The sequence below is a fragment of the Paracoccus sp. N5 genome (genome assembly GCF_000371965.1).
In the GTDB taxonomy this organism is placed as follows: Bacteria; Pseudomonadota; Alphaproteobacteria; order Rhodobacterales; family Rhodobacteraceae; genus Paracoccus.
In genome coordinates this window covers 1,006,303-1,019,723 of record NZ_AQUO01000001.1, presented here as the reverse complement: position 1 = coordinate 1,019,723, position 13,421 = coordinate 1,006,303, and the positions used below count along the sequence as shown (strand labels likewise).

The window sequence follows — 13,421 nt, the reverse complement described above, 5'->3', positions numbered from 1 at the left end:
ATCGGCCCCCGGAGCCTGGCTCCGGGGGTTTTTCGTCAGATCGACAGGCAGATGTATTTCATCTCCAAGTAATCCTCGATGCCGTGGCGCGAGCCTTCGCGGCCCAGCCCGGATTGCTTGACGCCGCCGAAGGGCGCCACCTCGGTCGAGATGATGCCGGTGTTCACGCCGACGATGCCGTATTCCAGCGCCTCCTGCACGCGGGTGATGCGGCCGATGTCGCGGGCGTAGAAATAGGAGGCGAGGCCAAAGATCGTGGCATTGGCGCGTTCGACCGCCTCTTCCTCGGTCTCGAACTTGAACAGCGGCGCCAGCGGGCCGAAGGTCTCCTCGGTCGCGACCTTCATCTTGTCGGTGATGCCGGTGACGACGGTCGGGTCGAAGAACAGCCCCTCGCGCGGCTTGCCGCCCGTGACGACGGTGGCGCCGCCCGCCACCGCGTCCTGGATATGTTCCTCGACCTTCTCGACGGCGTCGCGGTTGATCAGCGGGCCGGTGGTCACGCCCTCTTCCAGCCCGTCGCCGACGCGCAGCTTGTCCACGGCCGCCGCCAGCCGTTTCGCAAACTCGTCATAGACCCCGGCCTGCACATAGATGCGGTTGGCGCAGACGCAGGTCTGGCCGTTGTTGCGGAATTTGGAAGCCATGGCCCCTTCCACCGCCGCATCCAGGTCGGCATCGTCGAAGACGATGAAGGGCGCGTTGCCGCCAAGCTCCATCGAGCATTTCAGCACCTGGTCGGCGGCCTGGCGCAGCAGGATGCGGCCGACCTCGGTCGAGCCGGTGAAGGTCAGCTTGCGGATCAGCGGGTTCTCGCAGAACTCCTTGCCGATGTCCGAGGACCGCGACGAGGTAACGATGCTGAACAGCCCCTTGGGCACGCCGGCGCGCTCGGCCAGCACGGCCAGCGCCAGCGCCGAAAGCGGCGTTTCGGCAGCGGGGCGGCCGACGAAGCCGCAGCCGGCGGCGATGGCCGGGCCGCATTTGCGGGTGATCATCGCGTTCGGGAAGTTCCAGGGCGTGATCGAGCCCACGACCCCGATCGGCTGGCGGATCACCGTCAGCCGCTTGTCGGGCTGGTGGCCGGGGATGGTCTCGCCATAGATGCGCTTGGCCTCCTCGCCGAACCATTCGATGAAGCTGGCGCCATAGGCGATCTCGCCCTTGGCCTCGGGCAGCGGCTTGCCCTGCTCGGCGGTCAGGATGCGGCCCAGGTCGTCCTGGTTCGCCATCATCAGGTCGAACCACCTGCGCATGATCTGGGCGCGTTCCTTGGCGGTGCGGGCGGCCCAGTCCTTCATCGCCGCGGCGGCGGCCGAGATGGCGCGGGCGACTTCAGCGCGGGACAGGTCGGCCACCTCGGCGATGACGTCGCCGCGCGCCGGGTTCACCACCGCAAAGGTCTTGCCGTCGTCGGCATCGATCCATTCGCCCGCCACATAGGCCCGCGTTTCCAGCAGCGAAGGGTCCTTCAGCATCATCCTCAGGTCGGTCGGTTGCGTGTTCATCGTCGGTCTCCTTGCGGCGGGATTCGGCGCAGGCTTGCGCTTTTGCCAGGCCAAAGCAAGGAAAACCGGGGCGCCCCGGCTTCGCGCAATCGTGATGAACCCGAAGCGCGCGACGGGCGTTGCCCCTCCATCGTCAGGTTTTCCCTCTTGGCGTGTGAGACTGGGGCGGCGCATCTCTCTCGCGCCGCCCCTTTTTCTTTCTTGCCGAAATATCCCGGGGGGGCGCCTCTGCGGCCCCATCGAGGGGCCGCAGAGGCGCGGGGGCAGAGCCCCCGGGCCGGCTCAGCCCTTGGCGGCCACGCGGATCCGGGTGCCCCAGGGATCGGTGAAGTCGCGCGCGCCGAGCGCCGCCAGGGACGGGGCGTCGGCGGCCAGCACCACCTCGGCCAGGCCGGTGGCATCGGCGCTGCGCAGCCCGGCGCCGCGGCTGTTCCAGATATTGCCCGCCAGGTGGTGGTGATAGCCGCCGGTGGCAAAGAAGCTGGCGCCGAAGAGATGCGCGCTGCGGTCCATGCCCAGCCGGTTCATGTAGAAGGCCTCGGCCTCGGCGACATTGCCGACCTGCAGGTGGACATGGCCGATCACGCTGCCTTCGGGCGCCCCGCGCCAGGGCGCATCCGCCCCGCCCGCGAGTTCGTTCAGGTCCAGCGCGAGGGTGTCCATGCGCACCTCGCGCCCGTCGGTCTGCCAGCTGCTGCGGGGGCGGTCGGCATAGACCTCGATGCCATTGCCCTCGGGGTCGCGCAGGTAGAGCGCCTCGCTGACCAGGTGATCCGAGGCCCCGTCCAGCCCGATCTGCCGGTCCGCGACATGGCGCAGCCAGCGGCCCAGCGCCTTGCGGTCGGGCAGCAGGAAGGCGGTGTGGAACAGCCCGGCCTCGCGCGGGCGGTGGCGCGCGGCCCTGTCGCGGCGCAGCACGACCAGCGGCTGGCCGCCGGCGCCCAGCACCCGCTCCTCGCCGCTGCCGGAAAGCCGGTCGAGCCCGATCACCGACTGGTAGTAATCCCCGACGCGGTCGAGGTCGTTGACGACCAGCGCAACCTGGCCGATCTGGATGGGGGCGTCACTTGTGGCCATGATGATCTCCTTGTGCTGCATGGAAGATAGCCCCGGCCCGCCGGCCACGAAATGGCGCCAATCGGGGAACACTGTCGCCCGGATGCAGACAATACCGCCGGATGGACTTTGCCCGTGGCAGGGCGCATGATGCGGGGCCTTTCGCCTTCCCGGATCCCGATGACGCCCCGCCAGACCAAAGCCGCCCGCAAGCCCGCCGCCGTCGCGGCACCGCCCGAAGCCGCACCGCTGGCCGCCGACCCGGCCCGGATGGAGATCTTCCTGGTCGCCACCCCGGGTCTCGAGGAACCCCTGGCCGCCGAGGCGCGCGCCCTGGGCTTCGACGCGCAGGTCCAGCCCGGCGGCGTGACCTTTACCGGCGGCTGGCCCGAGGTCTGGCGCGCCAACCTGCATCTGCGCGGCGCGACCCGGGTGCTGGCCCGCATCGGCGCCTTTCGCGCCATGCATCCGGCGCAGCTCGACAAGCGCGCGCGCCGCTTTCCCTGGGCCGACTGGCTGCGCCCCGAGGTGCCGCTGCGGCTGGAGGCCACCAGCCGCAAGTCGCGCATCTATCACGCCGGCGCCATCACCCAGCGCGTCGAGGCCGCGATCCGCGACAGCATCGGCGCCAGCGTCGCCGACGACGCGCCGGTCACGCTGAAGATCCGGCTCGAGGACGATCTCTGCACGCTCAGCCTCGATACCTCGGGCGAAAGCCTGCACAAGCGCGGCCACAAGCAGGCGGTCGGCAAGGCGCCGATGCGCGAGACCATGGCGGCGATGTTCCTGCGCCAATGCGGCTTCGACGGGCGCGAGCCGGTGCTGGACCCGATGTGCGGATCCGGCACCTTCGTCATCGAGGCGGCCGAGATCGCGTCGGGCCTTGCCCCCGGCCGGCTGCGCGGCTTTGCCTTCCAGCATTTCCCCGGTTTCGACGCCGCCGGTTTCGACGCCTTGCGCGGGACCGCCCCGAAAGCACCGGCGCTGCTGTTTCACGGCAGCGACCGCGACCCCGGCGCCATCCGCATGAGCCGCGAGAATGCCGAGCGCGCCGGCGTCGCGGCCCTGACCCGCTTCGAGACCTGCGCCTTTGCCGACCTGCAACGCCCCGACGGCCCGCCCGGCCTGGTCGTCATCAACCCGCCCTATGGCGCCCGCATCGGCAACAAGGGGCCGCTCTTCGGCCTGCACGCGGCGATGGGCGAGGTGCTGCGCACGCGCTTTTCCGGCTGGCGCGTCGGCCTGGTGACCAGCGAGGCGCCGCTGGCCCGCGCCACCGGCCTGCCGTTCCGCGAACCGGGGCCCTATGTCGCCCATGGCGGGCTGAAGGTGCGGTTGTGGCAGACGGGGGCGCTGTGACCGGCCGCGCCGGAAGCCGGGGCATCGCCGCCCTGATCCTGGCGCTGGCCGCCGGCCCGGCACTGGCCGATTGCGCGCAGCCGGGCGACTTGCTCTTTGCCTGCGAATTCCCCGAGCGCAAGGCGCGGGTCGAGATCTGCAGGCTGCCCGGCGGCGCGCTTGACTATGCCTATATCTCGCCCAAGGGCCGCGAGCTGAGCTTTCGGGCCGACAGCGGCATCGGCGGCGTCAAGGACCATGTGCAGGGCATCCATGGCCCGGCCTATGCCACCGCGCTGTCGAACGGCGGCACGGTCTATGCGGTCTTCGTGGACGGTGCCTTGATGAACCTTGACGGCGAAGGGCAAGAGCTGAACTCGCCCAACCCGGCGGTGCTGCAGGTCTATGGCTCGGAACAGGATTTCAACGAATACAGGCAGGACAGGCCGATCCAGCGCAGGGTCTGCTATCCTCCCTCGATCAGGATCGACGATGAAAATTTCGGGCCGGGCTAAGCGATGACGGCGGCAAGGCAGTTTCTTGCCGGATTGGGCCTGGCCTGCCTGGCCGGGCAGGCGGCGGCGAATTGCGGGCCGGGCATGATGCCGGTGCTGACCTGCGACATCCTGACCGCCGACCAGCGGGTCGAGTTCTGCGCCGAACGGCCGGACGCCAAAGGGCAGTCGAACCGCTACAGCTACAATTTCGCCGAGGCCCTCGATGCACCCGAACTCTATTTCGAGGACACGGGCTATTACTTCTCGACCAAATATTACCAGCCCAGCCAGGATGCCGAAAATACCCAGGGCTTCGGCCTGGCGCATGGCCAGCATGTCTATGCCTTCTTCGTGACCGGGGTGGACGGCGGCCATGTCCGCATGGCGCAGCTGCATGTCTACGACAGCCTCGACGCCTTTCAGAGCGACCGGGGCGAGACCGAGAGCCTGCGGCTTTATTGCGAACCGCGCTCGATCCGGGTGAACTGGGACTTCATTCGCCCCTGACGGCCTAGTCCTTGCCGATCCTGGCCCTGCGGCGGCGGGCCGGCCAGCGCGGCAGGTCCGGCACCTCCAGCAGCTCGCCCGGCCGCACCACCGAGGCGAGCCAGCCTAGGTCGCGCCGGGCCATGGCGATGCAGCCCGCGGTGGGAAAGCCCGGCCGGCGCCATTGGTGCAGGAAGATCGCCGAGCCGGCGCCCGGCCGCGCCTGCGGAAAGTTCCAGTCGGTGACCAGCACGATGTCGTAAAGCGGATCGGCCCGCCGCATCGCCTCGTGGCTGGGGGCGAAGGGCGCGCGCACCGGCTGGTTATAGGCCGGATCCCCCGAGGCATCGCACCACAGGTCGCCCGGCAGGATCGGCCGCGCCCAGCCCGAGGGCCGCGCCACCCGGTCGGGACGATAGAGCAGCCCGACGATGCGGTGCCGGCCGATGGGGGTCGCGCCGTCGCCTTCGCGCTTGGCGCGCGTCAGCCCGCCGCGCCCGACCGAACAGGGCAGCAGCCGGCCGCGCGCCCACAGCCCCAGCGGCGTCAGCCGGATCACAGCAGGTGCCCCGACTTGGCGGCCTTGACGTCCAGGTAGCCGGTGTTGTGGCGGTTGCGCGGCGTGACCAGCGGCACGCGCTCGGCGACCCGGATGCCGTGGCCCTCCAGCATGGCGACCTTGCGCGGGTTGTTGGTCATCAGCCGCACCGATTGAAAACCCATCTCGCGCAGGATGCCGGCGCCGATGCGGAAGTCGCGCTCGTCGTCGTCGAAGCCCAGCCGGTGGTTGGCCTCGACCGTGTCGAAGCCCTGGTTCTGCAAGGCATAGGCCCGCATCTTGTTCGCGAGGCCAATGCCGCGCCCCTCCTGGTTCAGATACAGCAGCACGCCCGAACCGTTCTGGCCCATCGCCTGCAGCGCGGCATTGAGCTGCGGCCCGCAATCGCATTTCAGGCTGCCCAGCACGTCGCCGGTGAAACAGGCCGAATGCAGCCGGGCCAGCACCGGCGCCTCGCGCGGGGGGGCGCCGATCTCGACGGCGTAATGCTCGGCCTCGCCATTGTCGGGGCGGAAGATGTGCAGTTTCGAATTCTCGGCCGCGAGCAGCGGCAGCCGGGCGGCGGCGACCGGCGCCATGGCGGCCTCGGCCGCCATCTGCGCCAGCGCGGGGCCGGGCGAGAGCCGGGTCAGCCCCTCGGGCGCGGCCGCCACCGGGACGACCAGCACCGCCGGCAGCAATTGCGCCGATTTCGCCAGCGCGATCCCGGCGCGGTGCGCCGCGGTATCGCCGCCACGCGGGCTTTGGAACGGCCCCTTCATCGGCGTCATCAGATCGCCCGCCGGATCGGCGACGGCGCGCAGCCAGCCGAGGTCGGCGTCCCCCGGCACCGCGATCCGCGCCAGGTCGCCGTCATAGACCCGGACCTTCAGCGTCTCGGCCCGGGGCAAGGTGATGGCCAGTGTGGCGGGGCCCAGCGCGCGCATCGCCGCCAGCCGGTCCGGGCGCAGCGTCTCGACCGCGGCGACCAACTGGTCGCCGACCACCACCGGCAGGCCCATGCGCAGGTCGGCGCGGGCGCGCGACAGGGTCTCGGTCAGGGTCGGGATCAGGGTCATGGCAGCCGCGCGGTTGAAACAAACTGAAACATAGGGCGGATTCCCGACAACTCCATGTGAGAATTGCTGCAAGGCGCTGGACGCCCGCCCCAGGCCTCATCACCTTTCCGCCATAAAGCCAAAGGAGGCAAGAATGGCCGGACTGAAAAAGATCCTGCTCGTCGATGACGAGGACGACCTGCGCGAGGCCCTGGCCGAGCAACTGACCGCGACCGAGGACTTCGAGGTGCTCGAGGCCGGCTCGGGCCATGAGGCGGTGGAACGGACCAAGGGCGCGATCTTCGACCTGGTCGTGCTGGACGTGGGCCTGCCCGATACCGACGGGCGCGAGCTGTGCAAGAAGCTGCGCAAGCAGGGCGTGAAATGCCCGATCGTCATGCTGACGGGCCACGATACCGACGCCGACACCATCCTGGGGCTGGATTCGGGGGCGAACGACTATATCACCAAGCCGTTCAAGTTCCCGGTGCTGCTGGCGCGGCTGCGGGCGCAGCTGCGCACGCATGAACAGTCCGAGGATGCCATCTTCCAGCTGGGCCCCTATACGTTCAAGCCGGCGATGAAGATGCTGATCGACGGCAAGGACCGCAAGATCCGGCTGACGGAAAAGGAAACCAACATCCTGAAGTTCCTCTATCGCGCCCAGGACGGCGTGGTGCCGCGCGACGTGCTTCTGCACGAGGTCTGGGGCTACAATGCCGGCGTGACCACCCACACGCTGGAAACCCACATCTACCGCCTGCGCCAGAAGATCGAGCCCGATCCCTCGAACGCGCGTCTGCTGGTGACGGAATCGGGCGGCTATCGCCTGGTGGCTTGATAAAGGCTAAGCGGCGGAACCGGGCGCGCCGCTTGGGGTTCTGTCTGCGAAGCCCAGTGGCCGGTGGATGCGGCCACACGACCACCCGGCCCCCGAACAGGTGGCCGGGTTTGTCTTTGCCCTGCCGCAGCCGGGGGTTTCACACCCCCGGACCCCCGTGGGATATTTCCACAAGAGAGAAACACCGAGCCTGGTTCTTTCTTGCGGAAATATCCTCTGGGGGTCCGGGGGGCGAAGCGCCCCCGGCGCCGGGCGTGGTGGACAAGCCGGGCCGTGCCGCCTAGGCTCCGCCCGCGAAAAAGGAGCCGCCCATGTTCACCATCGCCACCTGGAACATCAATTCCGTTCGTCTGCGCGAGGCGCTGGTGACGCGGCTTCTGACCGAGGAGGCGCCCGACATCCTGTGCCTGCAGGAGATCAAGAGCCCGGTCGAGAAGATCCCGCTGGAGGGGTTCCATGCCCTGGGCTATCGCCACATCGTCGCGCGCGGGCAAAAGGGTTATAATGGCGTCGCGATCCTCTCGAAGCTGCCGATCGAGGATGCCGGCGACCGCGACTATGCCAGCCTCGGCCATGCCCGCCACGTTGCCGCACGGCTGGAGAACGGCGTGACCATCCACAATTTCTACGTTCCGGCGGGCGGCGACATTCCCGACCGCGAGCAGAACGTCAAGTTCGGCCAGAAGCTGGATTTCCTGACCGAGATGCGCGACGCCTTCCATGCCGACCTGCCGGCCCGCGCCATCATGGTGGGCGACCTGAATATCGCGCCGCGCGAGGATGACGTCTGGAACCACAAGGCGCTCTTGAAGATCGTCAGCCATACGCCGGTCGAGATCGAGCACCTGGGCGCCGCGCAGGACGCCGGCAAATGGGTCGACATCACCCGCAAGGACATCCCCGACGGCCGGCTTTTCAGCTGGTGGAGCTATCGCGCCCGCGACTGGGATGCGGCCGACAAGGGCCGGCGGCTGGATCACATCTGGGCGACGCCCGACATCGCCAATGCCGGCCATGGCAGCCGCATCCTGCGCCCGGTGCGCGGTTGGGAGCAGCCCAGCGACCACGTCCCGGTGCTGGCGCGCTTCGACCTCTAGCCGCGGGCTGCGGCGGCGAGGCGGCTTGCATCGCCCCGGTCGCTGCTCCATCTAGAAGGCAATCCATTCGCAAGAGGAATCCCGATGCTCGAGCTTGGCCAAGCCCCCGCCGACAAAGCCCCCGCCGACATCATCAAGGACGTGACCGAGGCGACCTTCATGGCCGATGTCATCGACGCCTCGATGACGGTGCCGGTCATCGTCGATTTCTGGGCGCCCTGGTGCGGCCCCTGCAAGACCCTCGGCCCGCAGCTGGAGGCCGAGGTCGCCCGCCACAAGGGCCGCGTCCGCATGGCCAAGATCAATGTGGACGAAAACCAGATGATCGCCGGCCAGCTGCGCGTGCAGTCGATCCCGACCGTCTATGCCTTCTTCCAGGGCCAGCCGGTCGATGCCTTCCAGGGCGCGGTGCCGCAGAGCCAGGTCAAGCAATTCGTCGAGAAGCTGGCCGCGATGGGCGGCGATGACGGCGGGCTGGCCGAGGCGCTGGACGCGGCCGAGGCCATGCTGGCCGAGGGGGCCGCCGAGGACGCGGCCGAGACCTTTGCCGCCATCGCCGAGGAAGAGCCCGAGAATGCCGTGGCCTGGGGCGGGCTGGTCCGCGCCCTGGTGGCGGCGGGCGACACCGCCCGGGCCGAGCAGGAACTAGCCCGGGTGCCGGCCAGCGTCGCCGGCGCCGCCGCGGTCGAGGCCGCCCGCGCCCAATTGCAGCTGGCCCGGCAGGCCGCCAATGCCGGCCCGCTGGACGAGCTGCGCGCCAAGGTCGAGGCCGATCCCGCCGACCAGCAGGCCCGGCTGGACTATGCCACCGCGCTGCATGCCGCCGGCCAGGTCGAGGAGGCCATCGACCAGCTTCTGGACGCCTTCCGCCGCGACCGCGACTGGAACGACGGCGCCGCCAAGGCGCAGCTGCTGACGATCTTCGATGCGCTGAAACCCACCGATCCGCTGGCGCAGAAGGGCCGGCGCCGGCTGTCCTCGCTGATCTTCGCCTGAGATGTCGCGCGGCATCGACTTGCCCGAGGTCATCGCGCTGTTCCCGCTGCCCGGCGCGGTGCTGATGCCGCGCACCCGGCTGCCATTGCAGATCTTCGAGCCGCGCTATCTGCAGATGGTCGAGGACGTGCTGAAGACGCCCTCGCGGCTGATCGGCATGATCCAGCCGGCAGCGGCCGGGCTCGACGCCCTGGCGCAGGTCGGCTGCGCCGGGCGCATCGTCGCCTTTTCCGAACTGGACGACGGCCGGCTGATGATCTCGCTGAAGGCGATCTCGCGCTTCCGGCTGATCGAGCTGCGGCCGGGCTTCACCCCCTATCTGCGCGGGCAGGTGGACTGGGCGGACTATGCCTCGGACCTCAGCCCCGAGCCGGAGCAGGACCCGGGCTTTCACCGCGCCGAATTCATGGCGCGGCTGGGCCGCTACATGGAGCAGCGCGGCCTGTCCACCGACTGGGAATCCGCCGAGGCGACCGACGACGAGACGCTGGTGAATTCCATGGCGATGCTGTTGCCGCTGGCGCCCGAGGAAAAGCAGGCCCTGCTGGAACGCCAGACCCTGGCCGGGCGCCGGCAGCTGCTGGACGGCTTGCTGGAATATGCCCTGCACGGCGGCGACAACGAGGAGACGATCCAGTGAGCGAAGACACCACCACCGAACGCGGCTTCGACCGCCACATGCTCGAGGCGCTGGTCTGCCCGGTCACCCATGCCGGGCTGCGCTATGACGCGGCGGCGCAGGAGCTGATCTCGGACGCGGCGGGGCTGGCCTTTCCGATCCGCGACGGCATCCCGATCATGCTGATCGACGAGGCGCGCCAGACCCGCGCCTGAAGAGACGGGGGCGCACGGAAATCCTGGGGGAGGCCCGTGCGCCCGCGCCCGCGCGGTCAGACGCGGCAGATGTCCGACCGCACGAGAAAGCGTTTCTCGCGCCCGTTGTCCAGGCTGAACATGCCGCCCCGGCCCGGCACGACATCGATGGTCAGGATGGTGTGCTTCCACGCCTCGTATTGGCTGGCCGAGATGTAGAAGGGCATGCCGCCGATCTCGCCCAGCTTCACGTCGCGCGCGCCGATGCGGAACTCGCCCTGCGGATAGCACATGGGCGAGGACCCGTCGCAGCAGCCGCCGGACTGGTGGAACAGCACCGGCCCGTGATCGGCGACGATCTCGGCCAGCAGCTCCAGCGCGGCGGGGGTGGCGCTGACCTGGTCCAGGGCCTGGGTCATGGTTTCAGCCTTTTCTTCAGCAGGCGCAGGACCTGGCGTTCCTCGTCGCGCAGGTCGGTGTCGCCCAGGGTTGCGTCGATTTCCGCGCGCAGGATGATCTTCAGCTCATCGGCCAGATAGGCGTCGATGATCGCGGGATGGACATAGCACTTGCGGCAGATCGCCGGCGTGTTGCCCAGCGTGGCCGCGACCGTGGCGATGGCGTCGCGGACATTGCGTTTCGCCGCCGCTTCGCTGTCGACGGCCTCGGATGCGGCCAGCGCCATGGCGGCCAGCACGGTGCCGGTCCAGGTGCGGAAATCCTTGGCCGTCACCGCGCGGCCGGAAATCTCGCGCAGGTAGTCGTTCACCTCGGTCGAGGTGACGCGGCAGCGTTCGCCCGCTTCGTCCAGATACTGGAACAGCTGCTGGCCGGGCAGGTCCTGCACCTTGCGGATGATGGTCGCGACGCGGCGGTCGCGCAGGCCCAGGTCCCATTCCTTGCCGCCCTTGCCCTTGAAGCGGAAGCGGACCGTGCTGCCCTGGGTCCGGGCGTGGCGGTTGCGCAGCGTGGTCAGCCCGTGCGACTTGTTCTCGCGCGCATAGCTGTCGTTGCCGACCCGGATCATCGTGGTTTCCAGCAGGTGCACGATGGTCGCCAGCACCTTTTCCGCCGGCAGGCCGCGCCGGCCCATGTCGGCATCGACGCGGGCGCGGATCCGCGGCAGGCTGGCGGCAAAGTCCAGCATGTGCTCGAACTTGGCGCTGTCGCGGAATGCGCGGAAACGCGGGTGATAGCGGTATTGCTTGCGGCCGCGCGCATCGCGCCCGGTCGCTTGCAGATGCCCGCGCGGATTGGCGCAGATCCAGACGTCGCGCCAGGCCGGCGGGATCGCCAGCGCCCGGATGCGGGCCAGCATCCGCGGGTCGCGGATCAGCGCGCCCTTGGCGTCGCGATAGGAAAAGCCCTTGCCGCTGCGGCGGCGGCCGATGCCCGGCATGTCGTCGCTGACATGGACCAGCCCGGCAACCTGGGCCGCCTCCTCGGGGTCGACGATGACAGAGTCCTTGGGCATGGCGGTGATCCGGCTTGCGGCGCGATGTGGTGGAACGCCGCAAGGCCGGTCCCGGTTCAGCGGGGTAGCCGGGCGACCGGCAAGGGCCGCCCGCCCGCGCATCAGAAGAAGCCCAGCTTCTTCGGCGAATAGCTGACCAGCATGTTCTTGGTCTGCTGATAATGGTCCAGCATCATCTTGTGCGTCTCGCGCCCGATACCCGACTGCTTGTAGCCGCCGAAGGCCGCATGCGCCGGATAGGCGTGATAGCAGTTGGTCCAGACCCGGCCGGCCTTGATGCCGCGGCCCATGCGGTAGCAGGTATTGGCATCGCGCGACCACACGCCCGAGCCGAGGCCATAGAGCGTGTCATTGGCGATGGACAGCGCCTCGGCCTCGTCCTTGAAGGTGGTGACCGAGACGACCGGGCCGAAGATCTCCTCCTGGAAGATCCGCATCTTGTTGTGGCCACGGAAGATCGTGGGCTGGATGTAGAAGCCGCCCGACAGCTCGCCGCCCAGATCGGCGGCGGCACCGCCGGTCAGCACCTCGGCGCCTTCCTTCCTGCCGATGTCGAGATAGCTCAGGATCTTTTCCTTCTGCTCGCTCGACGCCTGGGCGCCGATCATGGTCGCCGCATCGCGCGGGTCGCCCTGCTTGATCGCCTCGACCCGTTTCACGGCGCGTTCCATGAAACGGTCATAGATCGATTCCTGGATCAGCACGCGCGACGGGCAGGTGCAGACCTCGCCCTGGTTCAGCGCGAACATGGCGAAGCCTTCCAGCGCCTTGTCGAAGAAATCGTCATCCTCGCGCGCCACGTCGGCGAAGAAGATGTTCGGCGACTTGCCGCCCAGCTCCAGCGTGACCGGGATCAGGTTCTCGGCCGCGTATTGCATGATCAGCCGGCCTGTCGAGGTCTCGCCGGTGAAGGCGATCTTGGCGATGCGCGGGTTCGAGGCCAGGGGCTTGCCGGCCTCCAGCCCGAAGCCGTTCACGACGTTCAGCACGCCCGGCGGCAGCAGGTCGCCGATCAGGTCGATCCAGACCATGATGCTGGCCGGGGTCTGCTCGGCGGGCTTGATGACGACGCAGTTGCCGGCCGCCAGCGCGGGCGCCAGCTTCCAGCAGGCCATCAGCAGGGGAAAGTTCCAGGGGATGATCTGGCCCACGACGCCCAGGGGCTCGTGGAAGTGATAGGCGATGGTTTCGCTGTCGATTTCCGAGATGCTGCCTTCCTGGCTGCGCAGCACGCCGGCGAAATAACGGAAATGGTCGATGGCCAGCGGCACGTCGGCGGCCATGGTCTCGCGGATCGGCTTGCCGTTGTCCCAGGTCTCGGCGGTGGCGAGCAGCTCCAGGTTCTGCTCCATGCGGTCGGCGATGCGCAGCAGGATGTTGCTGCGTTCGGCCGGGGCGGTGTGGCCCCATTTGTCCTTGGCGGCATGGGCGGCGTCCAGCGCCGCCTCGATGTCGTCGGCGTTCGAGCGGGCGATCTCGCCGATCTCGGCGCCGGTGATCGGGGTGGTGTTGGTGAAATACTTGCCGGATTTCGGCGCGACCCAGGTGCCGCCGATATAGTTGTCATAGCGCTTGGCGAAAGGCAGGACGTTCACGCCCTTGAAGTCATGCGTCTGGTCGTTCGGCATCGTTTCCTCCTGTCAACCCGGCTCCTCCAGCCGGTTCGTCCAGAAGGGTGGGCCGAGCGGCCTCGCAAATCAACGCCGCAGCCGCGGCGCT

At 68.9% G+C, this 13,421-nt stretch carries 15 protein-coding genes; 8 read left to right on the top strand and 7 right to left on the bottom strand.

Going from position 1 to position 13,421, the window contains the following annotated elements:
* Positions 1-35: 35 nt before the first annotated feature.
* Both PARN5_RS0105130 and PARN5_RS0105125 read right to left on the bottom strand, forming a co-directional pair.
* Complete coding sequence (locus PARN5_RS0105130; RefSeq protein WP_017998702.1) at positions 36-1,508, bottom strand: NAD-dependent succinate-semialdehyde dehydrogenase; 1,473 nt, start codon at positions 1,506-1,508, stop codon at positions 36-38.
* Positions 1,509-1,790: 282 nt separating this feature from the next.
* Positions 1,791-2,585 (bottom strand): VOC family protein, encoded by a 795-nt coding sequence (locus tag PARN5_RS0105125; protein WP_036744733.1) that lies wholly within the window; start codon positions 2,583-2,585, stop codon positions 1,791-1,793.
* Positions 2,586-2,744: 159 nt separating this feature from the next.
* Between PARN5_RS0105125 and PARN5_RS0105120 the strand changes: the two genes are divergently transcribed.
* From PARN5_RS0105120 to PARN5_RS0105110, 3 genes are read left to right on the top strand one after another with little or no spacing between them, the layout of a single operon-like run.
* The gene (locus PARN5_RS0105120) at positions 2,745-3,923 is read left to right on the top strand and encodes a class I SAM-dependent RNA methyltransferase (RefSeq protein ID WP_157403932.1); all 1,179 of its coding nucleotides are present in this window, start codon (positions 2,745-2,747) and stop codon (positions 3,921-3,923) included.
* Positions 3,902-4,417: a hypothetical protein gene (locus PARN5_RS0105115; protein WP_198289567.1), complete on the top strand. Its 516-nt coding sequence runs from the start codon at positions 3,902-3,904 to the stop codon at positions 4,415-4,417. The genes PARN5_RS0105120 and PARN5_RS0105115 overlap by 22 nt, the downstream gene beginning before the upstream one ends.
* Positions 4,418-4,420: 3 nt before the next feature.
* A complete protein-coding gene (locus tag PARN5_RS0105110) occupies positions 4,421-4,906 on the top strand; it encodes a hypothetical protein (protein WP_036744559.1) in 486 nt (161 codons plus the stop codon).
* Between the two features lie 4 nt (positions 4,907-4,910).
* On the opposite strand, the gene PARN5_RS21650 is transcribed toward PARN5_RS0105110, so the two are convergent.
* Together PARN5_RS21650 and ribA are read right to left on the bottom strand one after the other, a co-directional pair.
* Positions 4,911-5,441 (bottom strand): L,D-transpeptidase family protein, encoded by a 531-nt coding sequence (locus tag PARN5_RS21650; RefSeq protein WP_036744731.1) that lies wholly within the window; start codon positions 5,439-5,441, stop codon positions 4,911-4,913.
* Complete coding sequence (gene ribA, locus PARN5_RS0105100) at positions 5,441-6,502, bottom strand: GTP cyclohydrolase II (protein ID WP_017998696.1); 1,062 nt, start codon at positions 6,500-6,502, stop codon at positions 5,441-5,443. Before ribA ends, PARN5_RS21650 begins: the two co-directional genes overlap by 1 nt.
* 133 nt (positions 6,503-6,635) lie before the next feature.
* On the opposite strand from ribA, the gene PARN5_RS0105095 reads away from it, so the two are divergent.
* The 5 genes from PARN5_RS0105095 to PARN5_RS0105075 all read left to right on the top strand — a co-directional run bounded on the left by PARN5_RS0105095 (position 6,636) and on the right by PARN5_RS0105075 (position 10,249).
* Positions 6,636-7,322: a response regulator transcription factor gene (locus PARN5_RS0105095; RefSeq protein WP_017998695.1), complete on the top strand. Its 687-nt coding sequence runs from the start codon at positions 6,636-6,638 to the stop codon at positions 7,320-7,322.
* A 311-nt stretch (positions 7,323-7,633) separates the two neighbouring features.
* Complete coding sequence (locus PARN5_RS0105090; protein ID WP_017998694.1) at positions 7,634-8,419, top strand: exodeoxyribonuclease III; 786 nt, start codon at positions 7,634-7,636, stop codon at positions 8,417-8,419.
* A gap of 84 nt (positions 8,420-8,503) precedes the next feature.
* Positions 8,504-9,415, top strand: coding sequence for a tetratricopeptide repeat protein (locus tag PARN5_RS0105085; protein ID WP_017998693.1), 912 nt, complete (start codon positions 8,504-8,506; stop codon positions 9,413-9,415).
* A gap of 1 nt (position 9,416) precedes the next feature.
* Entirely contained in the window at positions 9,417-10,055 is a 639-nt protein-coding gene (locus PARN5_RS0105080; RefSeq protein ID WP_017998692.1) for an LON peptidase substrate-binding domain-containing protein, read from the top strand.
* Positions 10,056-10,093: 38 nt separating this feature from the next.
* A complete protein-coding gene (locus tag PARN5_RS0105075; protein WP_085999851.1) occupies positions 10,094-10,249 on the top strand; it encodes a Trm112 family protein in 156 nt (51 codons plus the stop codon).
* A gap of 56 nt (positions 10,250-10,305) precedes the next feature.
* Here the strand turns inward: PARN5_RS0105075 and PARN5_RS0105070 are convergent, their stop codons facing one another.
* The 3 genes from PARN5_RS0105070 to adh all read right to left on the bottom strand — a co-directional run bounded on the left by PARN5_RS0105070 (position 10,306) and on the right by adh (position 13,330).
* Positions 10,306-10,647 (bottom strand): DUF779 domain-containing protein, encoded by a 342-nt coding sequence (locus PARN5_RS0105070; RefSeq protein WP_017998690.1) that lies wholly within the window; start codon positions 10,645-10,647, stop codon positions 10,306-10,308.
* Complete coding sequence (locus PARN5_RS0105065; RefSeq protein ID WP_017998689.1) at positions 10,644-11,702, bottom strand: DNA topoisomerase IB; 1,059 nt, start codon at positions 11,700-11,702, stop codon at positions 10,644-10,646. Before PARN5_RS0105065 ends, PARN5_RS0105070 begins: the two co-directional genes overlap by 4 nt.
* 101 nt (positions 11,703-11,803) lie before the next feature.
* Positions 11,804-13,330 carry an aldehyde dehydrogenase gene (adh, locus tag PARN5_RS0105060; protein ID WP_017998688.1) on the bottom strand — a complete coding sequence of 509 codons (1,527 nt, stop codon included), beginning with the start codon at positions 13,328-13,330 and terminating at the stop codon, positions 11,804-11,806.
* Positions 13,331-13,421 lie beyond the last annotated feature (91 nt).